The sequence below is a fragment of the uncultured Bradyrhizobium sp. genome, from assembly GCF_936943645.1.
Lineage (GTDB): Bacteria > Pseudomonadota > Alphaproteobacteria > Rhizobiales > Xanthobacteraceae > Bradyrhizobium.
The window spans coordinates 19,433-43,581 of sequence record NZ_CAKZJO010000022.1; the positions used below are offsets into that span (position 1 = coordinate 19,433).

Here is a 24,149-nt window from a genome sequence, read left to right on the forward strand (position 1 = left end):
CCTCGCTACGGCGCGCAGCTGAAGCTCGCCGCCTCCGTCACCGGCCCCGACTTGTAATGCGGCCAGGCCGGCCAGCGGCACAGCGGCAGCGCGCGCAAGGTCGCGAAGGCCGGCGCCTCGACCTTCTGCTCGGCAACTTCGAGATCGCCGGGCGTCTTGCCCTTCTCGACCCAGTCGACCAGCACGCTCAGCATGTCGACATTGGCCGGCGCGCCGGAGCCGACATGATCGACGCCGGGTGCGGTGTAGAGCCGCGCGAACTCGGCCGTCTCGGCCTTGCCGAGCTTGCGCTCGACGCTCTCGAAATAGCGGATGCCGGCATAGGGGCTTTGCGCGTAGTCGGCCATGTGCTCGAGCATGATCAGCCGGCCGCCGCGCGCACGGAAGCGGCCGAGATCCGGATCGGTCGAATCCATCAGCTTCGACACTTCGAGCAGCCGCGCCTTGTGCTCCTCCACCTTGTAGGTGGTGACGTCGAGCTTGGGATCGCGCGCGAACACATATTGAATGCCGCCGGCGCCGTAGATCCAGGCGATGCCGTTATTGCGTGCGGGCGGCTGGGCCGGCGGCGCAGTGCCGAGCCACCACGCCATCCAACCGCCGGTCGGCCCGATCGCCGGCGTATCCTCGCCCGAGACGCCCCAGCCCGGATAATCGTCGAGACCATTGGCGAGCGCGAACGGGAATTTGTAGGTCGCGTGCAGCGTCTCGATCGCCTTGACCTGCGCATCGGTGAGACACTGATCGCCCGTCTTGCCGTCCGTGCAACGCAGCGTCTCGGCCTTGAAGACAGCCTTGCAGCCGACGGGGTCCTGGACCAGCGCATCGTCGGAGCCGTCGGCCTTGTCGCAGGCTGCGCGCACGGCTTCGCCGACGAGCTTCACCTGCGCCGGATTGATCCAGCCTGCACCCATGGTGACGAGACCCGAGCGCGTGCCGGCATGCTGCAGGCCAACCCAGTTGATGACGGGAACGCGGGCGAAGATGCCGTCGAAATCGTCGGGGTAGCGCTGCGCCATGGTGAGGCCTTCGCGGCCGCCCTCGGACGAGCCCATGAAGTACATCTTCTCCGGCTTCTTGCCGTAGGCGCGCTGCATCAGCCCAACCGCAACATCGCGCACGCGCTTGTAGGCGCGATGGGCAAAATTCTCGAAGGCTTCGTCATTCAGCGCAAAGACCTGCGGCGGCTCGCCTTGCTTGGTTTCATGGCCGGAATCGGTGCCGTAGGTGACGAAGCCGCGCGCGAGCGGCGACGGCTTGTCGAAGGGATAGGCCGGCGGCAGCGCAAGGCCGGTGATCAGCACGCCATTGAAGCCGCCGCCGCCATACTGCACCGAGCGCCCGTTCCATTCGACGGGAAGGTTGACCTGGAATCTGATCGGCGGCGCCTTGGGATCGACGGGATCGATATGGCCCAGCACCTTGCAAAAGGCGGGATTGGCTGGCGTGACGCGCCCCGACGGCGTCGGTCCGCGCTCGGCGACGGCAAGCTGCGAGGGCGCCTGCAGGGTTGTGGAATCGATCTTTACGGCATCGGCACCGCCGACGAAGCTTTTGCAGAGCGCCTCTGCATCCTCTGCCAGGGTCGCGGCGAACGCAGCGTTCGCGCCCATCGCCGCCGCCGTGCCCACGAGCCATGCGCACAGCTTCGCTCTTGTCAGCGTCATCGTTTCCACCCGGTTTTGTTCGATCTGTCAGGAGATCGCATTGAATGCGACCTCCCGACGATCGTCAATGAGGGTGGTTTGCTGTCCGTTAGTGCTCGAACACCAGCCGCGCGCCGACCGTCCCTTCGAGGCTGCGGATCTGCTGCAGCAGCGCGCCGGAATCCTGGCCGCCGAGATCGGCGTCGAGCACGACGTAGCCGAGGTCGCCTGCGGTCTCCAGATATTGCGCGGCGATGTTGATGTCGCGCTGGAGGAAGACCTCGTTGAGCCGGCGCAGCATGCCGGGCACGTTGCGATGGACATGGCTGAAGCGCGCGCCGGAGGGGCGCAGATGCAGCTGCACCTCGGGGAAATTCACCGCGCCCATGGTCGAGCCCGTGATGAAATAGTCGACCAGCTTTCGCGCGACTTCGCCGCCGATGCGCTCCTGTGCCTCTTCGGTCGAGCCGCCGATATGCGGGGTGAGGATGACGTTCTCGAGGCCCTGCACCGGGCTCTTGAAACGGTCCGCGTTCGAGGAGGGCTCGACCGGGAACACGTCGATGGCGGCGCCGGCGAGATGGCCGTCGCGCAAGGCGCGCGCGAGCGCGTCGAGATCGACCACGGTGCCGCGGCTGTTGTTGATCAGGAACGAGCCCGGCTTCATCGCCCGCAGCTCCTTCTCGCCGATCATCCCTGCGGTCTCCGGCGTCTCCGGCACATGCAGGCTGACGACGTCGCTCTGCGCCAGCAGCTCCTCCAGCCGCTCGACCGGCTCGGTGTTGCCGTGGCGGAGCTTGTCGGTGCGGTCGAAATAGATCACGCGCATGCCGATCGCTTCGGCCAGCGTCGAGAGCTGCGAGCCGATATTGCCGTAGCCGACGATGCCGAGGGTGCGGCCGCGCACCTCGCGGCTGCCGGTCGCCGATTTGTCCCAGCCGCCCTCATGGGCCGAGACCGAGCGCGGAAAGATGCGCCGCAGCAGCATCACGATCTCGCCGATGACGAGCTCGGCGACGCTGCGCGTGTTGGAGAACGGCGCGTTGAAGACGGGAATGCCGCGCTTGCGCGCCGCCGCAAGATCGACCTGGTTGGTGCCGACGCTGAAGCAGCCGACCGCGAGCAGCCCGTCGGCAGCTTCCAGCACCTCGTCGGTGATCTGGGTGCGCGAGCGGATGCCGAGCAGCGACACGCCCTTCAGGGCCTTGCGCAGATCTTCACCGTCCAGCGCCTTGGTGAGCCGCTCGACATTGGTGAAGCCCGCGCCCTTGAAAAGATCGACAGCGCTATCATTGACGCCTTCGAGCAACAGCGCCTTCGCGCTCCGCTCCTGGCTCTGGCCTGGGGCTGACATGGAATCTCCTGAACTGGCGGCTTTGCCTGAGCACATAGACCGCGGAGGAGGGGCAGCACAATAGGGGCCGATACGGAGGGGAAGATGGCGGGATGCGGCGACGCTTGGTATCCCACCAGCTCCGACATTTCCGCGTCACCAAGAGCCTACCCGTCATCCTGAGGTGCGAGTGGCGCGATGCAAGGCATCGCGCCGGCAGCCTCGAAGGATGAACGGCCCCGATATAGCCGCACCGAAAGAGCCGGGCCGTCGCCCTTCGAGAGCCGCTGAAGGAGCGGCCACCTCAGGGTGACGGTGATGGAAATAGTGTTCGGTCGAGTCGCGCTCTCGTCCAACCCTCAAATCACATAGAACCCGTGCGTCCCATCGCGGCGGAGCTGCTCGACGAGGCCGTATTCCCAATCGAGATAGGCCTGCATCGCCTTCTCCGCGACGTCGGTACCTTCATAGGGCCGGCGATAGCGGTGGGCCGGATCCGGCTTGGGCAGCACGCGCGGCGGGCCGATCTCGAGCGCGCCGTCATAGCCGCCTTCCAGCACATAGACCTCCCAGCCCATCTGCGCGAGCCACGATGCCGTCATGTCGGCGCGCACGGCCTTGTCGTCGCTCAATACGATGCGCGCGCCGCGCACGGGCGCGGCCATGTCGGTCTCCTGCACCAGCTGGCCGCCCGGATAGTGCCGGAAGCCCGGGAGATGACCGGCTGCATATTCCTCGGCGTCGCGCACATCGAAGCAATAGAGCGTGCGATCCGTCTGCGCGGCAAGCGCGGCCATCTCGCGCGCACCGATATGGCGAACGCCGGCGCGGTAAGCGACACCGCGTGCGTTCGCAGGACCGCCCTCGAATGGCCCGATCTCCCCGCGCTTGTCCGCACCGTGGTCGAGCGTGTGCTTCGCCAGCGTCCAGCCGATGGTGCCGTTGCGCAGCGCGCGCACCTTGTTGGGCACGCCGGCATTGATCAGCGACTGGGTGCCGATGATGGAGCGCGTGCGTCCCGCGCAGTTGACGATGATGGTGGTGCCAGGGTTGGGCGCCGCCTGCCCTGCCCGCAGCACCAGCTCCGCGCCGGGCACGCTGACCGAGCCAGGAATGTTCATGGTCGCGTATTCGTCGAAGCGGCGAACATCGAGAATGGCGATGTCAGCCTTGTCGGCGATCAGCCTGGCCACCTCGTCGGCGCTGAACGAGGGCGTGTGCCTGCGCGACTCGACCAGCTCGCCAAACGCTTTCGAATAGGAGTTGACGTCCTCGAACACCTCGTAACCCGCCGCACGCCAGGCCTTCAGTCCGCCGTCGAGCACGCTGACATTGGTGTAGCCGAGTGCGGCAAGACGCTCGGCACCACGCGCGACCAGCCCTTCACCGTCATCATAGAGCACGATCGGCACATTCTTGCGCGGCAGCCGCGTCTCGGCTTCGATCTCGATCCGATCGGCGGCCATGTTGGCGGCGAACAGAGGATGCCCCGTCGCAAAGCCGGCCTCGTATCTGAGATCGAGCAGCGCGATCTCTTCGCGCAGCAGCCATGCGCGGCGGATGTCGGCGGGGGTGACGGTCTTCATGGCATCAATCCTGGCAAGGACAAGTCAGGGGCTTTTGACCGATTAGAGGCGCGTTGGCTAGCCTCGTCCGCTCACTCGCCGGGAACCAGCCGCCCGAGCGGCTTCTGTACCGGACGCCGCAAGCTGCGGCGCGACAGATAGAGCAGGATTCCGGTGACGGAAAACAGCGGCATCAGGATCGCGGCGATCATGAAGGCGAGCTTGCCCGGCCAGCCCAGGATCTCGCCGCGATGGATGTCGTAGATGGCCGCGATGATCTTCTCGCCGAACGTCTTATTGGTAAAGCGCTCGGCGGAGACCAGCTGGCCGGTGACCGCATCGATGCGGAATTCGTCGCGCGTGGTCTCCAGCAACGAATCCTTGCCCCACGACCGGATGCGGATCGCGGTGCCCGGTCCCGCCGGCAGCGTCAGCAAGACCTGGGAGTACCGGTCGCCCTCCTCGCGCTGGAACGTCGTCCAGGCCCGATCGAACCCGATCGCAACCGGCTCAGTGCGGCCATCCGGGCGCGGCGGCTTTGTCGTCATCTTCGCCGCACTGACGTGCGGACGCGCCAGCAGCCAGGTCACGCCGTCCTTGTACCATTCGAAGGAGAAATACAGTCCGGTGAGCGCCATCGTCAGATACACCGGAAGAACCCAGGTGCCGATCACGGTGTGCAGCGACCGGTGCAGGCCACGGCCGCCGAGCCCGAGATTCGGCTTCAGCCACATCTTCACACTGCCCGCACGACGCGGCCAGCGCAGCACGAGACCCGTGACCAGCATGACGATCAGGCCGAGCGCGATCGTGCCGGTGATCGGGCGTCCCCAGCCCTTGCCGTCGCCGGGAATGAGCAGCCAGCGATGCAGCCGGCGCACGGTGGCGAAGAACGCCTCGCCGCGCGGGGCGCCCAGCACGCGCGCGTCGTAGGGATCGACATAGAGCGAGGTCGGCCGGCCGCCCTGCCCGTCACGCGCAAAGCGGACATGAACAGCCGCGGACGGATCGCTCGACAGCGTGACCGCGGCGACCTTGCCGAGATCCTGCGCCGCCTTCAGCCGCGCAACCAGCTCATCAGGCATCAACGCCGGTGCTTGGCGCGGCGCGACCTGCATGATGCCGGCATTGAGATGATCGACGATCTCGTCCTCGAAACTCATGATCGCGCCGGTCAGCGCGATCAGCGACACCAGCACGGCCAGGATCAGGCCCGCGACGGAATGGACCTGGAACAGGACCGCCTTGATCGCGTGTCCGAGCCGCGCCGCCATGGCTAGAACTTGACCGTCGCCGACAGCGACACGCGCCGCGCATCGCCGATGGCGACGTTGAGATTGTTGACGGCCGAGGGATAATAGACGGTGTCGAACAGGTTCTTGACGTTGAACTGGTAGATGACCGGCGTGTTCTGGTGCTTCGTCTCGTAGGTCGCGAAGATGTCGGCGACCACATAGGACGGCAGGAAGAAGCTGTTGGTGGAGTCGCCGGGACGGTCGCCGACATAGCGCGCGCCGCCGCCGACGCGGAGCTGGCCCGGCAAGGCCGTGCCGAAGTCGTAGACCAGATAGAGCGATGCGGTATTGAGGGCGACGTTCTGCAGCTTCCTGCCGAGCAGCGTCGCGTCCTCGGACGCCGTCACGCGTGCGTCGGTATAACCATAGCTGCCGATCAGCGCCCAGCTGTCGGTGAGACGTCCGGTGACGTCCAGCTCGACGCCGCGCGAGTGCGCGCGGCCGACAGTGTGGAGCTCCACCACGCCCGCACTGTTCGTCTTCGTCGTCTGCACGTTCTTCTTGTCGAGGTCGTAGAACGCCAGCGTGCCGGAAATGCGCTTGTTCAAGTCGAACTTGACGCCGGTCTCGTACGACACGCCCTCCTCGGGCGCGACGTTGGAGTCGATCACGACGCCGATCGGCGCAATCGTCGAATTCGGCTTCAGCGATTGTGTGTAACTCGCATAGAGCGAGATCTGGTCGGTCAGCTTGAAGATGGCGCCGCCGAGGGGAAGCACCTTGTCCTGCGACACGTTGGTGTTGGTGACGAACGGCTTTCCGCGTCCGGCGATCTGGTCATAGTCCATGTAACGCGCGCCGCCGACCAGCGCGAAGCGTTCGGTCAGGTGCAGCGTGTCCTGGACGAACAGCGACCACTGCCCGAGCTTGTCAGTCTGGGCGCTGTCGGAGTTCGACACCGTCGTGCCGGGGCCGATCAGGCCGTAGACGGGATTGTAGATGTTGATGGCGGGCGTTGCCTGACGGATCAGATTGTCGCGGTAGATGGTGCGATATTGACCGTCGCCGCCAAACACGACGTCGTTGCGCATGTCGCCGAGCCAAAAGCTGCCGGAGATGTAGGACGTCCCGTAGCTGACATTGCTGAGCGACCCCTGCGTGCCGTCATTGCTGCGTTTCTCGGCGCCGGTGGTGAAATCGATGGCGGTGATGCGGAGCTGGTTGGCGCTGAAGGTTTCGGTGTTGTAGCTGTAGCCGGCGTAAAGCTTCCAGTCCTGGTTGAAGCGATGCTCGACCGAGGCCTGGAGCAGGTCGGACGTGCCCCATGTGTTGTTGAAGGGCTCGTCGAGCCGGCGCGTGGCGGGCACTGCGAGCGGCGCCTTGGTCACCGGGTTGAACGCCGTGCCGCGATCGAACGGGTAGACGAACTCGCGGTGCTCGTAGTTGAGCTGCACCGTGGTGTCCTTGCCGTACCAGGCCAGCGACGGCGCCACCAGCATCTCGCGATGGCGGCCGAAATTGCGCCAATAATCCTCGCTGACGCCGTAGCCGATAAAGCGGTAGGCAAGCCCCTGGTCGCCGATCGGACCGGTGACGTCGAGCAGGCCGTCGGCCCCGGTCTTCGAAGCATTGAAGGCCGAGCCGAGCAGCGTGACCGAGCCGCGCTGATAGAGCTCCGGCCGCTTGCTGATGGTGTTGACGATGCCGCCGGGATCCATGATGCCGTAGAGCAGCGAGGCCGGCCCCTTCAGCACCTCGACACTTTCGACCGCGGGATTGAAGCTGCGACCCTGCACCAGCGGCATGCCGTTGCGCATGATCGAGCCGTCGCGATTGTCGCCGAAGCCGCGGCGGATCACTGCGTCCTGGCTGCCGGCGAGCGTGTTGGTCTGGGTGATGCCGGAGACGTTGATGAGCGCATCGTCGATGTTGCGCGGAAGCTGGTCTTTCAGCACCTGCTCGGGCACGACGTTGACGGCCTGCGAGGTATCGAGCGGCGAGGCGCCGCTGCGCAGCGTGCTCGCGCTCGGCATCGCGCGGTAGCCGAGCTTTGCCGCCTGTTGCGCCGCAGCCTCCGCGGCCGCGCGCTCCGAGGGCGTCGGCACGGCGGGGGCGGGATTGCTGGCGGGTTGGCGGCGTGCTGCGGCCTGCGTTCGGCGTGACGGCTGCTCCGACGCGCGCACCGGTTTGGACCGCGGCGCCGGCGCCTCCACTGTCACCGGCGGCAAAGCCGATTGCGCCTGTGCGCTCGTCGTGAGGGATGGAAGTTCGGCGAGCAGCACGGCTGCACCGATGAGAAGACCTGCACGGCTCTCGCCGGCACGATGACGACGGCTGCCGTTACGCAGGCCATCCACGGAGGCACGCACTTTCAATCCACTTCACGTCACGAACATTGAAGTGTGCGCGTGTAACAGCGGTCGGGATCGAGGAGAACCGTAGTGGAGCTTGAATCGCTCTAGTGTGGAATCGTTCTAACGAAAGATCGACCAGCAACGGCAATCATGAATTGCCGTCATGCCGCGCGCGACACGCTGCGCGCGAATTCGCCGCAACGTGCCGCTACGTGATCGCGATCTCAGGCGACGGCGGGAGCCGTCAACTCGTCGAGCTTGCGCTTGAGCGCAGCGCCGTCGGACGATGCGCGGAGCGGCGGGCGCACGCGCTGCCAGGCGGCATCGCCGGTTTGTGCCGCAAGGATGGCTTTCAGCGTCGCAGTGAAAGATGGCGTCTTCAGCACGATATCGATCGCAGCCTGCATGCGCGCCTCGACATTCTTGCCGTCGACCATGCCCTTGACCAGCTCGGGCACGGCATTGGCCATGCCGCAGATGGTGCCGGCACCGCCCGCCGCGATCGCGCGGGTGATGTCGGCTTCATTGCCGACGGTGATGGCGAGTTCGGGAGCGGCAGCGCGGAAGGCCTGGAACTGCTTGAAGTCGCCGCTGGAGTCCTTCAGGCCGGCGATCACCTTGCCGTAACGCTTGCGCAGGTTGGCGGCGACGCTGGTCGGGATCGCGACGCCCGACATCTGCGGAATATGATAGAGATAGGCGCGCAGCCGGTCGTCAGCGACACCGTCGATGATCGCAGCGAACGCATCCTCGATACCTTCGGGCGAGACGCCGCGGTCGAAATAGGGCGGCAGCACCAGCACGTGACGGAGGCCGAGGCCGAGCACGGCGCGCGAGAGTGCGATGCTGTCGGTGATCGCGGGGAAGCCGCCACCGATGCCGATGCGTTCCGGCGCGACGCCTGCCTTGAGCACGGCTTCGATGGTCGCGATGCGCTCGCTGACATTAAAGGAGGTGCCCTCGCCGGTGGTGCCGAACAGCACGATGCCGTCGACGCCCTTGCCGAAGAGCTGTCTGGCGTGAGCTGCGAGCTTTGCCGAATCCACGCTGCCGTCGGCCGCCAGCGGCGTCGCCGACGCCACCCAGAACCCGCGAATTGCCTCGGTCATCACACTGCCCTTTGTTCCGACCCGGAACTAAGCCTCTGATCTCAAACGACCTTACGAAGCCCTGCCGAGTCCTGTTTTTGCTTTACTTTTTACCTTGTACCTTACATACAAGAGTGACGCAAACCCTTTCCGCCGTCACGGCGCGCAAATGGCGCAGCCAGATCTTGAAGGAGGTCTCGCATGAACATGGCGACCGCCATCGGGCGCCCCGACCAATTGCTCGGCGCCCTCCGCGACAAGCTCGGCGCAGCCGCGGTGCTGGTCGGCACCGACGTACCCGCGCGCAATTGCAACGACTGGAGCGCGAGCCTGCCGCAGACGCCGCTCGCGGTGATCCGCCCCGTGGACGCGCAAGGCGTTGCCGATGCGGTTCTGACCTGCCGGCAGGCGCGTCTGCCGTTCGTGCCGCAGGGTGGACTGACCGGCCTGTGCCGCGGCGCCTCGCCCGAAGCCGGCTGGGTTGCGATCTCGCTGGAGCGCATGACCGGCATCGAGGAGATCGACCCCGCGTCGATGACGATGACGGTGAAATCAGGCACGCCGCTGGAGACGATCCAGAAGGCCGCGGACGAGGCCGGCTTCTTCTTTCCCCTCGATCTCGGCTCGCGCGGCTCCTGCGCGATCGGCGGCAATCTCTCGACCAATGCCGGCGGCAACCGCGTGATCCGCTACGGCATGACGCGCGAGCTGGTACTCGGTCTCGAAGTCGTGCTGCCGGACGGCACGATCATCACTGGCCTCAACAAGCTGATGAAGAACAATGCCGGCTATGACCTCAAGCACCTCTTCATCGGTTCGGAAGGCACGCTCGGCATCATCACCCGCGTGGTGCTGAAACTGTTCCCGAAGCCGCGCTCGACCATGGCGGCGCTCTGCGCGCTGAAGGACTACGCTGCGGTGATCGCGCTGCTCGGCGCGGCGCGCAGCGGGCTCGGCCCGTTGCTGTCGGCCTTCGAGGTGATGTGGCCGGACTATTGGGACGTGATCACGACCCGCGCCGGCGTGAAGCCGCCGGTCGCCGCAGGCCACGGTCTCTACGTGCTGGTGGAAGCACAAGGCACCGACGAGAGCGTCGATGCGCCGCGCTTCCAGGCCTGGCTCGAGGAGCTGATGGAGCGTGGGCTGCTGGCAGATGCCGCCGTGGCGCAATCGCTGGCGCAGACGCAAAGCTTCTGGCGCGTGCGCGACATCTGCGCCGAGTTCGGCCAGGTGCTGGGCCCGCACATCTCCTACGACATCGGCCTTGCGGTCGCGCGGATGGACGAGTTCGTCACCCGCTGCAAGGCGGCGCTCGCTGACGGCATCAAGGGTTGCGAGAGCGTCTATTACGGCCATATCGGCGACGGCAATCTGCACCTCGTCTCCTGGGTCACCGGCCTTCCCGTCGAGCAGCAGCCGAAGGAGGAGATGGACGCGATCATCTATGGCCTCGTCCGCGAGCTCGGCGGCAGCGTCTCCGCCGAGCACGGCATCGGCACCCTGAAGAAGAAATGGCTGGGCCATGCGAGGAGCGAGCCCGAGATCGCGCTGATGCGGACGCTGAAGGCCGCGCTCGATCCCGACCACCTGCTCAATCCCGGCAAGGTGGTCTGAGAGCTGAAGATGCGATCGCTCAAGCTCGACACGCCGAAATCGCTGTCGCAGCGCGTGATGCAGCGGCTGCGTCAGGCGATCATCGACGGCGAGTTCGCGCTTGGAGCTGCCATCTCCGAGGAGATGGTGGCGAACTCCTTCGGCGTCAGCCGCACGCCGGTGCGCGAGGCGATGGGCCAGTTGCAGGCGCAGGGCCTCGTCGTGATCCGTCCGCAGGTCGGCAGCTTCGTCTTTACGCCGAGCGCGGAGGATATCCATGCGCTCTGCACCTTCCGCATCGCGCTGGAGCCGAAAGCCGCAGAGCTCGCTTATCGCCACGACCGCGACGGCGCTGTCGCGTCGATGAGCGAGGCGATCGCCGCGATGGAGCCGGCCGTCGCGGCAAAAGACAACATCGCCTATGGCCGCGCCGATGCGGCCTTCCACGAGGCTCTGTTCGTCCATTGCGGCAACCGCTATCTGGCCGAATCCTACCAGCTGGTCTCCGGCCGCGTCGCCGCGCTCCGCACCAATCTGACCTCACCGATCGACGTTCGCACCCGCTCGTCCTTCGACGAGCACCGCAAGCTGCTCGACCTGTTCGCGCGCGGCGAGTTCACCGCGTTCGAAGCGTTGATGACGACGCACATCACCAATTCGGGCCTGGTCTATGCCAAGGCTTTGAAGGTGGAGACGGCGAAAGCGGATTGAACGCGGCTATTTCGCGTCCTTCGAGCCCGGCCTGTCCAGGAAATCCAGCGCCGTGTTGATCTGTTCGAGCTGGTGCTCGATCCTGTCGCGATCCTCGACCGATGGCGCCTTTTCGAGCTGCTCCACGAGCTTCTGCTTTCGCGACAGCAGGTTCTCTATGACTGTACTCACAGCTCCCCCATCGCCAGAGGCGAACATTTGCGAGCGCGCGCGAGCCGGGCCCGCCGCAGCCCTCCATCAGAATGTTCGCGAGGACGGATGGTTCCTGCGAATGAACCGGGATGTGTGCGGATGGAACTAGCGCCGCAGGCTGGCCCAGACCCCGCCCAGAATCAGCAGGCCGCCGAACAGGTGAATCAGTTTCGGCGGCTCTCCGAGGATCGCGAAAGACAGTAGCGCGCTCGCGATCGGCCCGAGATAGAGCACGAGCGAGGTCCGCACCGATCCGAACCTGCCGCCGAGCCAGGCAAAGCCGGCATAGGCGAGCAGGCCGGGAACGATGCCGGCAAAGACATAGGCCGACAGCGCCTTGGTGCTGAAGACCTGGGCCGGCATTGCCCACATCTCCATGGCCGCTGGTGGCAGCGAGAACAGCGCGCCGGCGCCCGAGAACAGGCTGATGCGCGCGAGCAGGGACGCCTTGGGCGCGGCGCGCGATTGCAGCAGCGTATAGCCGGACCAGCCGAGCATCGCGATCACGACGAGCCCGTCGCCCGCCACGGTCTGAAGCTCGATCAGCGTCTGCGGATGGCCGCCGGAGATGATGAGCAGCGCACCGGCGAGCGCCAGCGCCGTGCCGAACCATTGCAGCGGGCCGACATGCTCGATGCCGCGCAGGGCCGAGATCAGCAGCACCGTGATCGGCGACAGCGCCATGATCAGCGCGATGTGGATCGCCGTCGTCGACACGCCCGCGGCATAGACCGGCCCGCCGCACAGGAACATGCCCATGAAGCCGGCCGCGAGGATCGGCCAGATGTTTCGGCCGAGCGGCACGCGGCCATTGCGGATCTCTCGAAGCGCGATCGGCGCGAGCCCGATAGCGACGATGCTCCAGCGGAAGAAGGCGAGCGCGAAGGGCGGGACGGAGCCGGCAAGCCCGCGCGCCAGAACCTGGTTGGAGGCTTGCGCGGTCGCGACCAGGATGAAGCCGACCAGTGCGATCACACCTAGCCAGGCGCCCGTGGACGGCGATACGCCGGCAATCGTGCGATGACCGCCGTCAGAGGTTTCCTTGCCCGTTGCCTCGCCCATGGATCAATCGGATATCCGATGTCAGCCGCGGTGAGAACCCCGAGGACGGATCAGTGACATGCATATGCGGCACGCGCGCCATTCCGGAAGGCGCGGACACGCTCGCGAGCAGCACCGGAACGTTGGGGGTGCGGGTGAGCGACACCGAGAACACCGCCAGCAGCGCGCACAGCATGCAGAGCCTCATCCGCACCGTCCTGCGATCGGTGATCGGCAGGAACAGGAAAAACAGCATCGCCAGGATCAGCAGCGCATCGATCAGAAACATGGGTCATCTCCCTTGAAGTTCGAGGGGAGGATGACGCGCCGTGGCCGACGGGACTGTGGACGGCGTCACAGTGCCGGAGCCGGCCGTCCGCGCCTTATGGAGCCGAATTGAGCACCATTAGGGAACCCTGATCGCGAAGTTGGCATCGCGGCCGGTTGTATTCGGAAGCCCGGAGTCCTATGCCTACGCCCCATGGACACAGAGATCATCGCCGCCGCCAAGCCCCTGATGGCCCAGGCACGCCCGCGCAAGCCGGCGCCGTTCCTCCCGATGAGCCGCGCCGAGATGGACGCGCTCGGCTGGGACGCCTGCGACATCGTGTTGGTGACCGGGGATGCCTATGTCGACCATCCGAGCTTCGGCATGGCGATCATCGGCCGGCTGCTGGAGGCGCAGGGCTTTCGCGTCGGCATCATCGCGCAGCCGGACTGGCATTCGGCCGAGCCGTTCAAGGCTCTGGGCAAACCAAAGGTGTTCTTTGGCGTCACCGGCGGCAACATGGACTCCATGGTGAACCGCTACACCGCGGACCGGCGCATCCGCAGCGACGACGCCTATACGGCGGGCGGCGAAGGCGGCAAGCGGCCGGACCGCTGCACGGTCGTCTACGCGCAGCGCTGCCGCGAGGCATTCAAGGACGTGCCGATCATCCTCGGCGGCATCGAGGCCTCGCTGCGCCGGATCGCGCATTACGATTACTGGTCGGACAAGGTGCGCCGCTCGGTGCTCGCCGACGCCAAGGCGGACCTGCTGCTGTACGGCAATGCCGAGCGCGCCGTCGTCGAAGTGGCGAACCGCATCGCGGCCGGCGAGACCGCGCGCGAGCTCGACGACATCAGGGGCGTCGCGCTGTTCCGCAAGGTGCCCCAGGATTACACCGAGCTGCACGCCGACGATCTCGATTCCGCGGACGAAGGCGCAACGCGCCAGAAGGGCGCGACCGTGATCCGCCTGCCCGCGCTGGAGCAGGTCGAGCAGGACAAGGAAGCCTATGCCCGCGCCTCACGCGTGCTGCATCGTGAGAGCAATCCCGGCAATGCGCGGCCGCTGGTGCAGCGGCACGGCGACCGCGATCTCTGGCTCAATCCGCCGCCGATCCCGCTCACGAGCGAGGAGATGGACGCGGTCTACGACCTGCCTTACGCGCGCGCGCCGCATCCGTCCTATGGCGAGGCGAAGATCCCCGCATGGGACATGATCAAGTTCTCGGTGACGATCATGCGCGGCTGCTTCGGCGGCTGCACCTTCTGCTCGATCACCGAGCACGAGGGGCGCATCATCCAGAACCGGTCGGAAGGCTCCATCCTGCGCGAGATCGAGAAGATCCGCGACAAGACGCCGGGCTTCACCGGCGTGATCTCCGACATCGGCGGCCCCACCGCCAACATGTACCGGATGGCGTGCAAGGACCCGAAGGTCGAGGCGGCGTGCCGCAGGCCGTCCTGCGTCTTCCCCGAGATCTGCCCGAACCTCAACACCTCGCATGACGATCTCATTCGCCTCTATCGCAAGGTTCGCGAGACCAAAGGCATCAAGAAGGTGATGGTGGCCTCGGGCGTGCGCTACGACCTCGCGGTCGAGAGCCCGGAATACATCAAGGAGCTCGTCACCCATCACGTCGGCGGATACTTGAAGATCGCGCCGGAACATACCGAACGCGGCCCGCTCGACAAGATGATGAAGCCGGGCATCGGCGCCTACAACAAGTTCAAGCGCATGTTCGACGAGGCGGCCGAGCGCGCGGGCAAGAAGTACTATCTGATCCCGTACTTCATCGCGGCGCATCCGGGCACGACCGACGAGGACATGATGAACCTCGCGCTGTGGCTGAAGAAGAACCGCTATCGCGCAGATCAAGTGCAGACCTTCCTGCCCTCGCCGATGGCCACAGCAACCGCGATGTACCACACCGGCGTCAATCCCTTGCGCGGCGTGCGCCATGGCGGCAGCGACAAGGTCGAGGCGATCAAGGGCCTGCGCCAGCGCCGCCTGCACAAGGCGTTCCTGCGCTACCATGACCCCGACAACTGGCCGGTGCTGCGCGAGGCCCTGATCGAGATGGGCCGCCGCGATTTGATCGGCTCGCAGCCCCATCAGCTCGTCCCCGCGCACCAGCCGCCCGGCACCGGCAAGGCCGCCGGCACCAGGCGCCCCGTTCGCCCCGGCGGCAAGACGCAGAAATTCACGACCAAGGGCCTGCGGGTGATGAAGTAGCGGCGCAAGCCGCCCGCTAGAGATCGAGCACGACTGCTCCCGACACGGCATCCGTGACGCCGCGTCCGTGGCCCTGCTCCTCGAGCACCGACCTGAAACTGTCGAGCGTCTTGATCATCGCGGGGCGCGCCGCAACCATTGCCTCCTGGCTGGCCCAGGTGCCGATCAGGCAGAAGGCCTGCTCGCCGGTCTTGATGATGACGCCATGTTCGAGGCCGGGCCATTTCGCCTTGCCGCCCCGGTGCGCATCGAGGAAGGCGGCTTCCTCGCCCTGCTTCACTTTGAACCTCACCACATTGTAAACCTGCATAACGCGCCTCCAAAAAATGGACTGATGAAATTGGGCGCCGCGCGAGCGACAGGACGAAAAGTCCATACGGCCGCCCGGACCAAATGGTGCTCCTCGCGGGTGGGGCCGTCACCGCGACAAAACAGCATGGCGAGCCCGGCTGCCAAACCAAAAATGTCGAAAACAACCCCATGCACAGTAGACGGCATGAGCGGGATCAATGGGTTAGAGGACGTGCAAAACGCGCGATGAGCGGTGCGAGGACGAGTTGCTCCGCCGGGCAAAACAGCCGTGTGACGGCATTATCGGGGAACCACGCGCGCTGACGTCGGCAAAATCGCTTGACCTCCCGGCTATCATGTAACATGTATAGTTACATGAAACGAGACAGCCGATTATCCGGCGTGCTGCACGTTCTCCTGCACATGGCGCAGCAGCCGGGACCTTTCACATCCGAGACTCTGGCGAAAGCCATGGACACCAATCCCGTGGTGATCCGGCGCATCATGGCGGGTCTGCGGGAGCTTGGTTACGTCCACTCCGAGAGGGGGCACGGCGGTGGCTGGACGCTTGCCTGCGACCTGTCGAAGGTGACGCTGCGCGACGTCTATGCCGCGCTCGGCAGCCCGTCGCTGCTGGCGATGGGCAACCGGACCGAGGCGCCCGGCTGTCTCGTCGAGCAGGCTGTCAACGCCGCGCTCGCTCAGGCCTTTGGCGATGCCGAGGCCTTGCTGCTGTCGCGCCTCGGCGAGGTGACGCTGGCGATGCTGAGCGATGATCTCCGCAAGCGGCTCGGGTCGCGAAAGATCCACGACATCAGTGCGCATCGCGCGTGACCAGCTCCATTCACGGGGACGACATCATGACCGACATTCAAGCCGCATTCTCGGATCCGCAATTCGTGGCGCGATACACCGAAGGGCCGCGGCGCTTCGTGCCGGGCTATGACGCCATGCAATCCATGGCGGCGATTCTGCTGGCCGAAAGCGTCCCCAGCGACGGGCAGGTGCTCATCCTCGGCGCCGGTGGCGGCCTGGAGCTCAAGGCCTTTGCACAGGCGCATCCCGGTTGGCGCTTCGACGGCGTCGATCCGTCGGCGGCGATGCTGGCGCTGGCCGGGCGGACTCTGGGAGAGCTCGCACCACGTGCGCGCTTTCACCAAGGCTATGTCGATGATGCGCCGGAGGGACCGTTCGACGGCGCCACCTGCCTCTTGACCCTCCATTTCGTCGATGTCGCCGAGCGGCGCCGGATCGCCTCGGAGGTCCGCCGCCGGCTCAAGCCGCGCGCACCGTTCGTGGTCGCGCATCTGAGCGCGCCCGATGGAGCGAAGGAACGTCCGCTGTGGCTGGCGCGGTACTCCGCGTTCCTGGCCGCATCCGGCGTCGAGCCCGAGCAGGCCGCGGCGGCGCGGGATGCCGTCAGCAACCATCTGCAGATTCTCGCGCCAGCGCAGGACGAGGTGATCCTGCGCGAGGCCGGCTTCTCGGAGCCGACGCTGTTCTATACGGGCTTCGCCTTCCGCGGCTGGGTGGCCTACGCGTGAAGTGCGAGGCTTCGTCTAGCGGCCCATTGCGCTCAGTCGACCCTCTTCTTCGGGGTCCAGTTTTTCTTGATTGGACAGCGGTCCTGAGCCATTCGCTTGGAGTTTTGCCAATCTCCTGCGACCAAATGCCCGCGTGAGTACACGATAGCCTAATGCACGACGCGGTCTGCGAGCTGGGACGCCAGATCGGCACGCGCCGAGTCGCCCAGAACGTTGAACAGCTTGGCAAGGTTTCGCAATAATTCATCGTCGCTGGGATTGGCGATTGAAGCCTCTACGAGAGTATCGACGATCGGCTGCAACACTTGTGGTTCGAGCCTGATGTCTTCGTAAGACCTGCCTCTTGCAGTCTCGCGCTTTAGCGCAATCTGCAAACGCGCTAACGCGAGCAGGCTTTCGAATTTTGGATGCCGCGTTTTGCTGTTCTTGATCCAACTCTCGGCGAGGTCTGCGGCCTTTTCCGGTTGATCTTGGAGCAATCGAAGGGTCGCGAACTCTTTCGACATCTCTTCCGCATCTCGCGTAAAGCCTTCCGGCAGCCGTCTAGGTCCGGCACCGGCCGTTTGTGCTAGAATATCGTTGGTGAAATCGGCTGCCTTCAGCAAGAAAGCACATTCATCCGAGCAGAACTCATCGACGCTAGTCCACCCGCGACGACCATCTGACAATTGCAGCTCCACCCAGGAGCCGCTGCGACCGACGATTCGGTACAATCCCTCCAACTTGGCAACAACGGCCGCACTGGCTTTGGGTTGCCGCCGCAAACTCGACACCTGGCGTGCCGCTCTTTTTAGGTTTTCGGCCGAACTCTTTTCCAAGTCCGTAGTGCTAACCAGAACTCGATCCGACTTCAAATGAGCGCTTAACGTTGCCCCTCCCATTGCCTTCGGCAACCGGATGTCGGCACCGAGTTTTTCCCTGCTGGCGCTGGCAGGCACTTGCAAGAAAGAGTCGATGCTTATTCCGGCACCAGCACGAGTTATTCGCCCCCATACAGCTAGACCAAAATTCTGGTTTTGGGTGACGAGGTCAACCTTGTCGAAATAGGTCGGGCTTCTCGATGCACGATCTGGACCGACCGGTGTTTCCAGTTGCTCGCCCCGGAAATTAACCACAGCAAATGACTGCACCGGCGATGTGAATAGCAACTTTTTGGAGATCAGATAGGCCACGGCGTCTCCAAGACCGGTAGCTTGCGGGTCTTCGTAAGTAAAAACTGCCGTCCGATTTGCAGCTCGACCGAAGATCCTACCCCCGCTTGCTCCCTCTGCGGCCTCGCGGACGTCCTTTAAGGTCTTTGTTAATTCGGCAAGTCGGCGCTCTAGCCGGTTTAGACGCGCTTGTATTTTGGCGACCTCGCGGCTGTATATTGGCTCGGGTCCGTCGGTCGCTGCGGCTTCTTCATACCGTTTCTCGACTGAGGACAGATATTCACGAGCCTGCCCGATCTGGTCTATCAGATCTTTGGACTCTTGATATGCAGGCTGAGCCATCACTTGGTTCTCAACCTCTATGATGCGCCGGTATTCTCGTTCGAAAGAAATGTCGCCTCCGGCACGTGCCGCGCCCGGCAGCGCGATCGCGAACAGAACCAACAACGCAAGTCTTGCGACTCTCGGGAAGATCATTGGGTATTTTTCCTGAGATTCACGTTGGGTAGCCGCACCTCGCAGCTTTTTCTAAGACCGGCCAGGTATTCAAAGCCCGCCGGGATGGGATTGTCGCCAGGCTGTTCCAAGAAGCGCTCGGCGACGGTTATGACCTTGATCGCCGTGACGCAATCGTCCTTTCTTGCAAGCCCGGCAGCGATGGATGCAAGGACGGCGACATGTGTCTCGTCAGACACCTCCACCTCGCTGGGCGTCTCGAGATTTAGACTCCGGTTCCTCGCGAGCTGCGGATCGGAGAACAGGCCGTATGCATCGCTCACATAGAAATTGACCGCATAACCGGGCAGCCGTCTATCGCGAGAAATATCACCATCGACAAAGGCGTCTGCGTCCAGCGCTTTTGCATATCCGGACCCAAATCTGGTGGTCGGCGGTTTAGCCGCTTCACATGGCACGAAGGACGGTTGCTTGTTGAGAGTTAGATGCGCCGACTGCAACCTCGTCCTCAACGCAAACTCCAACGATCTCGCAATACGACGCGAGAGCTCTGACAAGCCCCCGGCTGGGGTGGGTGGCAAGAAATTCCCAATGATCACGGAGTGTTCTGCCTTGAGCTTGCATTCGAGGATACCTGACGGAAAGAGCTCCAGATCCTTTATTGGTTCTGCGACCCCGTCCGTGATCTTCAGCTCGAGCATGACCGCCTCGTGTCCTGCTCCCCGCGCGGCAATAGTTGCGTACGCCAATCCGGGTACCGTTGCCGACCAGGCGATCGGAATGCGATATCGACCGCTCGCATCCGTCCTGACCGTGCCAATCGTCTGGGACGAATACGAAACCGACACATCGGCCCCCGCAATTGGCTGCTTTGTAATTGCATCGGAGACCTGGCCACCTACGAGGGTGTCAGCCGAGGCCGAACCGCCTCCCCACGCCCAGCAACCCAATAAGCTAGCTATGAGGAGTAAGGCGCAACGTCGCGCGTTCATCTGTTGACTTCCTACCGTTAACGAGCTCGCAGCCCGACAAGGCCCCAAACTGAGAATGGGTGCCATCAGACCAATGCAGCTCAATTGAGTAACCCGAGACGTTCTTTGGCTGAATTTCGAACTCGACCGGCTTGCCGGTGTAGATTGAATACCGATCCTGCTTTCCCTTGACGGCAATGTCGAGAAAGCTCGGGATTGCCGCATCCCTGGAATTCGTCGGCTCGATCACTGCCTTCATCTGACACGCCGGCGGTGGTGGAGGGGAAGGGGTGAACCTGAGCAATAGAGCGATTGTGGCGACAACCGCTGCAGAAACAGTGAGGCTCCTGGTCGGGATTGATCGCGTCTTCCTGGCTGCTCCAATTTGCTCGAGCAGCTCAGCCGACCGCCCCTTCAGCTCTCCCAGCTCGATTCGTTTAGCGGGCGTTAGCAAGTTGCGCTTGGCGATATACTGCTCCAAGGCTGCGATTCGGCCCTGAACCACGAGGTATTCTTTTTCAGTCTCCGAAAGATCGAAGTCGATCGTTCCAATCGGGCCGGTGTCAATCAAGATGGTCTGATCGGGGTACTGATCGATAAGCCTTGCGTCGTTCTTATCTATCTTGATCTTCAGCATGTCTTGCCAAACCGCCGGAGGCTTGATCGGCTCGGGCGTGATCTTTCCGAGATACAAGCCGATAAAAGATGGGATCGGAGCGCTTGGATTCCTCTTCTTTTCCTGATCGAGAAAAATCTGGATTGGATAATTATGCAACAAGCCGCCGTCATACACTCGGCGAAGGTCTATCCACTGAGGCTGGAAAAGGTACGGTATGGACATGCTACAGCGCACAGCCGTGTGCACCGCCGAGTCTGCGTGCTCCCCGATCTTGTCGAATGTCACCTCCCCGGCAAGTGCTGTCGATGCATAAGTCACTGCCCGCTTGGGAAGGTCCTTCATTTTGACATCTAGATATTGGGGTATTCGCCTGTGGACTTCCTCTCGCAACCAATCGACGAATGTATAGCCCGGGTGCAATCCGCGGGTGAACCAGAAGGTAAATGGAAGACTCCAGACATTTCCGTCCAGGAAGTCTTTGAACGATTTCTTGCGAAGCACATCTTCGAGCTCCGCGCCACTGGCGCCGCAAGCAAATAATGCCGCGGCGATCGCGCCTGCAGATGTGCCGACGTAGCACTGAAAATCGACGAAGCATTCCAGCTCACGCATGGCACCGGCGAACGCCAGTCCTTTAACGCCGCCGCCTTTCATGATCAGCGCATCGATCGTGATCTTGCCTTGACCAGTGCCGGCAGGATGAGCGGAGCTCTCACCATCGCGTGCAGTCGGGGGGTGCGATACCTGTGGTCCGCCGGTCAGCATCAGGCGCGCTCATATCCGGCTCTAGCCGGCCGGGACCCGCGGCTAGAGGCTTGTGCGGCGCGCTTCATAGCATTTTCGATTTTCATCTCTCCCCCTCGTCCGAGCGCTATCCAACCGCAACCCTTGCGCGAACGCAAGAGTCAGACATCCCGCAGGTCTCCCGGGAATAAGCTCCATACCTTGTCGGTCAGTGATCCATTCGACGTCGCCTGAAGCGAGTTCGTGGTCGGCACGCCAACCCGTGTCTAATCTGCTTTACGCCCCTGCCGACATCTTTCCCTCGACCTGCCTCTCGCAAACTCTTCCCATCATCAATATGTTGCCTCCATGAAAAAGATCGGATTTCTGTCCTTCGGACACTGGACGCCCTCGCCGCAATCGCAAACCCGCTCGGCTTCAGACACGCTGCTGCAATCGATCGATCTGGCAGTCGCGGCCGAACAGCTCGGCGCGGATGGCGCCTATTTCCGCGTGCATCATTTCGCGCGGCAGCTGGCTTCGCCGTTTCCGCTGCTCGCGGCGGTCGGCGCGAAAACAAGCACGATCGAGATCGGCACGGCCGTGATCGACATGCGCTACGAGAACCCGCTCTACATGGTGGAGGACGCAGGATCCGCCGACCTCATCGCCGGCGGGCGGCTGCAGCTCGGCATCAGCCGCGGCTCGCCGGAGCAGGTGATCGATGGCTGGCGCTATTTCGGCTACCGCCCCACCGAGGGCGCGAGCGATGCCGACATGGGGCGCCGTCACGCCGAAGTCTTCCTCGACCTCCTGCGCGGCGAAGGCTTTGCCGCGCCCAACCCGCAGCCGATGTTTCCGAACCCGCCGGGCCTCTTGCGCATCGAGCCGCATTCGCAAGGCCTGCGCGAGCGGATCTGGTGGGGTGCCGGCTCGAATGCCACCGCGGTGTGGGCGGCGAAGCTCGGCATGAACCTGCAGAGCTCGACGCTCAAGAACGACGAGACCGGCGAGGCCTTCCACGTGCAGCAGGCGGCGCAGATCCGCAGCTATCGCGCGGCGTGGAAGGAAGCCGGCCACACCCGCGCCCCCCGCGTGTCCGTCAGCCGCAGCATCTTCGCGCTGATGAACGATCGCGACCGCGCCTATTTCGGCAGCGAGCGCGGCGGCGAAGACCAGATCGGCTTCATCGACCCGCAGACCCGGGCGATCTTCGGCCGGAGCTATGCCGCGGAGCCGGACGTGCTGATCGAGCAGCTGCGACAGGACGAGGCGATCGCCGAGGCGGACACGCTGCTGCTGACCATTCCGAACCAGCTCGGCGTCGCCTACTGCGCGCATGCGATCGAGGCGATCCTGAAGCACGTCGCGCCGGCGCTGGGATGGCGGTGAGGCCGGCGGCAAAACTTCGCGGGGCCAGGCGATGACTCAGCATCCGTCACTCGTCAGTTGGATCTGATCCAATCCGTCAAACGAGGCTGACGCTGCCGCTCCCGCCTTGCCCACCTCACCCCGTCTTCGTCCCCGTTATCACCGCCAGCGCCTCGACGAGCGTGCGCACAGGACACAAGCCGCTTCGCTATCGCGGCGCAGAGCGTGCAAGCGTGCACGCGGATGAACCACGAATGAATGAAAGCGGTGCGCGGCCTCTCACGCCGCGGAACTTCGCACGACGAGTGAACTCACTGCGTCAGCGTGTCCGACATGAGGAACGTTTGTGCGATTGCCAATTTATCCCGAGCCTTATTTGGCAGTCTGTTTTTTTGGAAACCCTGGAGGAGACAAAATGAGGATTCTGAAGCTCTCTGCGGCTGCGGCCGCGCTGCTCGCCACCACCGCACTCGCCGTTGCGCAATCGAGCTCGACGGTCGGCACCGGCGGTTCGTCGGCGGGTGGCGGCACCAGCAGCTCGACCGTGGGCACCGGTGGCTCCGCGGCCGGCAGCGGCACGGGCAGCGGTTCGGCTTCGACGCTCGGCACCGGCGGCTCGTCGGTGATGCGGCTGCTGAGGGATCATCTCGGCCCACGCATTCTCGGCCAGGATGCCGACCAGATCGAGGGCATCTGGCACGATCTTGAATTCTTCACGCATGCGACGACGATCGGAGCGATCACATCGATTGCGCTGGCTGCGATTGACACCGCCTTATGGGATCTGCGGGCGAAGAAATTCGGCTTGCCGCTCTGGAAGCTGGCAGGCGGCGCCAAGGATCGCTGCCCGCTCTATACGACCGAAGGCGGCTGGCTGCATATCGAGCCGCAGGCGCTGGTCGACGACGCGCTCGCTGCTCAGGCCAAGGGGTTCAGCGGCTCCAAGGTCAAGATCGGCAAGCCGCATGGCGCGGAGGATTTTTCCCGGCTGGAAGCCGTGCGCAAAGCAGTCGGCGACGGCTATGAGATCATGACCGACTGCAATCAGGGCTTCCGGCTCGATGAGGCCATACGCCGTACCGAGCGTTTGAAGGATATCGACCTCGCCTGGATCGAGGAGCCGCTCGCGGCCGACGACATCGACGGACATGTGCGGCTTTCCGCCAGCACATCGACACCGATCGCGGTCGGTGAATCGCTTTATTCGGTCCGGCATTTCCGCGAATATATGCAGAAGGGCGGCTGCTCGATCGTTCAGGTCGATGCCGGCCGCATCGGCGGCATCACGCCGTGGCTGAAGGTAGCGCATGCGGCCGAGGCCTTCGATATCCCCGTTTGCCCGCATTTCCTGATGGAACTGCATGTCAGCCTGGCTTGTGCTGTCCCGAACGGCAAATATGTGGAATATATCCCGCAGCTCGATGAGATCACCGGCAAACATATGGTGATCGAGAACGGCCATGCGCTGGCGCCGAATGAACCGGGCATTGGCATCGACTGGGATTGGGACGAGGTCAGGCGCCGATCGATCGATGAATTTACCACAGTGATTACGTGACCGGGGAGACGAGCATGCAGCGAATGGGACAAGTCCTGGGCCTGAAGCCTGAAAAGGTCGCGGAATATGTGCGGCTGCATGCCGATGTCTGGCCGGAAATCCTGGAGATGATTTCGGCCTGCAACATAAAGAACTATTCGATTTATCTGAAGGAGCCGGAAAACCTGCTCTTCGCCTATTACGAATATCACGGCACGGATTATG

Annotated in this window: 20 protein-coding genes and 2 pseudogenes; 8 read left to right on the forward strand and 14 right to left on the reverse strand. The window is 64.0% G+C overall.

Going from position 1 to position 24,149, the window contains the following annotated elements; translation table 11 throughout:
* Positions 1-5: 5 nt before the first annotated feature.
* The 6 genes from Q0743_RS02735 to Q0743_RS02760 form a co-directional block, all read right to left on the reverse strand.
* Positions 6-1,667 carry a tannase/feruloyl esterase family alpha/beta hydrolase gene (locus Q0743_RS02735; protein ID WP_298240061.1) on the reverse strand — a complete coding sequence of 554 codons (1,662 nt, stop codon included), beginning with the start codon at positions 1,665-1,667 and terminating at the stop codon, positions 6-8.
* An 88-nt stretch (positions 1,668-1,755) separates the two neighbouring features.
* The gene (gene serA, locus Q0743_RS02740; protein ID WP_298240062.1) at positions 1,756-3,000 is read right to left on the reverse strand and encodes a phosphoglycerate dehydrogenase; all 1,245 of its coding nucleotides are present in this window, start codon (positions 2,998-3,000) and stop codon (positions 1,756-1,758) included.
* A gap of 338 nt (positions 3,001-3,338) precedes the next feature.
* Positions 3,339-4,565, reverse strand: coding sequence for a rhodanese-like domain-containing protein (locus tag Q0743_RS02745; RefSeq protein ID WP_298240063.1), 1,227 nt, complete (start codon positions 4,563-4,565; stop codon positions 3,339-3,341).
* 71 nt (positions 4,566-4,636) lie between these two features.
* Positions 4,637-5,818, reverse strand: a complete 1,182-nt coding sequence (locus Q0743_RS02750) for a PepSY domain-containing protein (RefSeq protein ID WP_298240064.1) — start codon at positions 5,816-5,818, stop codon at positions 4,637-4,639.
* Positions 5,819-5,820: 2 nt separating this feature from the next.
* Positions 5,821-8,154: a TonB-dependent siderophore receptor gene (locus Q0743_RS02755; protein ID WP_298240065.1), complete on the reverse strand. Its 2,334-nt coding sequence runs from the start codon at positions 8,152-8,154 to the stop codon at positions 5,821-5,823.
* Positions 8,155-8,357: 203 nt separating this feature from the next.
* Positions 8,358-9,242, reverse strand: coding sequence for a dihydrodipicolinate synthase family protein (locus tag Q0743_RS02760; protein ID WP_298240066.1), 885 nt, complete (start codon positions 9,240-9,242; stop codon positions 8,358-8,360).
* A gap of 180 nt (positions 9,243-9,422) precedes the next feature.
* Here Q0743_RS02760 and Q0743_RS02765 point away from each other — a divergent pair, with 180 nt between their 5' ends.
* Together Q0743_RS02765 and Q0743_RS02770 are read left to right on the forward strand one after the other, a co-directional pair.
* Positions 9,423-10,835, forward strand: coding sequence for an FAD-binding oxidoreductase (locus tag Q0743_RS02765; protein WP_298240067.1), 1,413 nt, complete (start codon positions 9,423-9,425; stop codon positions 10,833-10,835).
* A gap of 9 nt (positions 10,836-10,844) precedes the next feature.
* Entirely contained in the window at positions 10,845-11,525 is a 681-nt protein-coding gene (locus Q0743_RS02770; RefSeq protein ID WP_298240068.1) for a GntR family transcriptional regulator, read from the forward strand.
* 6 nt (positions 11,526-11,531) lie between these two features.
* Here Q0743_RS02770 and Q0743_RS02775 read toward each other — a convergent pair whose 3' ends face one another.
* The 3 genes from Q0743_RS02775 to Q0743_RS02785 form a co-directional block, all read right to left on the reverse strand.
* On the reverse strand, positions 11,532-11,696 hold the full coding sequence (locus Q0743_RS02775) for a hypothetical protein (protein ID WP_298240069.1): 165 nt from the start codon (positions 11,694-11,696) through the stop codon (positions 11,532-11,534).
* 126 nt (positions 11,697-11,822) lie between these two features.
* On the reverse strand, positions 11,823-12,779 hold the full coding sequence (locus Q0743_RS02780; RefSeq protein WP_298240070.1) for a DMT family transporter: 957 nt from the start codon (positions 12,777-12,779) through the stop codon (positions 11,823-11,825).
* On the reverse strand, positions 12,748-13,047 hold the full coding sequence (locus Q0743_RS02785) for a hypothetical protein (protein WP_298240071.1): 300 nt from the start codon (positions 13,045-13,047) through the stop codon (positions 12,748-12,750). The genes Q0743_RS02780 and Q0743_RS02785 overlap by 32 nt, the downstream gene beginning before the upstream one ends.
* A gap of 192 nt (positions 13,048-13,239) precedes the next feature.
* On the opposite strand from Q0743_RS02785, the gene Q0743_RS02790 reads away from it, so the two are divergent.
* Positions 13,240-15,261: a YgiQ family radical SAM protein gene (locus Q0743_RS02790; protein ID WP_298240072.1), complete on the forward strand. Its 2,022-nt coding sequence runs from the start codon at positions 13,240-13,242 to the stop codon at positions 15,259-15,261.
* 16 nt (positions 15,262-15,277) lie between these two features.
* Here Q0743_RS02790 and Q0743_RS02795 read toward each other — a convergent pair whose 3' ends face one another.
* Positions 15,278-15,571 (reverse strand): DUF718 domain-containing protein, encoded by a 294-nt coding sequence (locus tag Q0743_RS02795; protein WP_298240073.1) that lies wholly within the window; start codon positions 15,569-15,571, stop codon positions 15,278-15,280.
* Positions 15,572-15,927: 356 nt separating this feature from the next.
* On the opposite strand from Q0743_RS02795, the gene Q0743_RS02800 reads away from it, so the two are divergent.
* Both Q0743_RS02800 and Q0743_RS02805 read left to right on the forward strand, forming a co-directional pair.
* Positions 15,928-16,386 carry an Rrf2 family transcriptional regulator gene (locus Q0743_RS02800; RefSeq protein WP_298240074.1) on the forward strand — a complete coding sequence of 153 codons (459 nt, stop codon included), beginning with the start codon at positions 15,928-15,930 and terminating at the stop codon, positions 16,384-16,386.
* 26 nt (positions 16,387-16,412) lie between these two features.
* On the forward strand, positions 16,413-17,096 hold the full coding sequence (locus Q0743_RS02805; RefSeq protein ID WP_298240075.1) for a class I SAM-dependent methyltransferase: 684 nt from the start codon (positions 16,413-16,415) through the stop codon (positions 17,094-17,096).
* A gap of 149 nt (positions 17,097-17,245) precedes the next feature.
* On the opposite strand, the gene Q0743_RS02810 is transcribed toward Q0743_RS02805, so the two are convergent.
* The 4 genes and pseudogenes from Q0743_RS02810 to Q0743_RS02820 form a co-directional block, all read right to left on the reverse strand.
* Positions 17,246-18,724, reverse strand: coding sequence for a hypothetical protein (locus Q0743_RS02810; protein ID WP_298240076.1), 1,479 nt, complete (start codon positions 18,722-18,724; stop codon positions 17,246-17,248).
* Positions 18,721-19,404, reverse strand: coding sequence for a hypothetical protein (locus Q0743_RS02815; RefSeq protein ID WP_298240077.1), 684 nt, complete (start codon positions 19,402-19,404; stop codon positions 18,721-18,723). Before Q0743_RS02815 ends, Q0743_RS02810 begins: the two co-directional genes overlap by 4 nt.
* Positions 19,405-19,491: 87 nt before the next feature.
* Positions 19,492-19,761 (reverse strand): annotated as a pseudogene (locus Q0743_RS34255) (hypothetical protein); the annotation flags it as partial.
* Complete coding sequence (locus tag Q0743_RS02820) at positions 19,658-21,058, reverse strand: patatin-like phospholipase family protein (protein ID WP_298240078.1); 1,401 nt, start codon at positions 21,056-21,058, stop codon at positions 19,658-19,660. The pseudogene Q0743_RS34255 and the gene Q0743_RS02820, both read right to left, overlap by 104 nt.
* A gap of 327 nt (positions 21,059-21,385) precedes the next feature.
* Between Q0743_RS02820 and Q0743_RS02825 the strand changes: the two genes are divergently transcribed.
* The 3 genes and pseudogenes from Q0743_RS02825 to Q0743_RS02835 form a co-directional block, all read left to right on the forward strand.
* Positions 21,386-22,408: an LLM class flavin-dependent oxidoreductase gene (locus Q0743_RS02825; protein WP_298240079.1), complete on the forward strand. Its 1,023-nt coding sequence runs from the start codon at positions 21,386-21,388 to the stop codon at positions 22,406-22,408.
* Between the two features lie 559 nt (positions 22,409-22,967).
* A pseudogene (locus Q0743_RS02830) lies at positions 22,968-23,945 on the forward strand (mandelate racemase/muconate lactonizing enzyme family protein); the annotation flags it as partial.
* A 14-nt stretch (positions 23,946-23,959) separates the two neighbouring features.
* On the forward strand, positions 23,960-24,149 hold a 190-nt coding region (locus Q0743_RS02835; protein WP_298240080.1), incomplete at its 3' end, for an L-rhamnose mutarotase.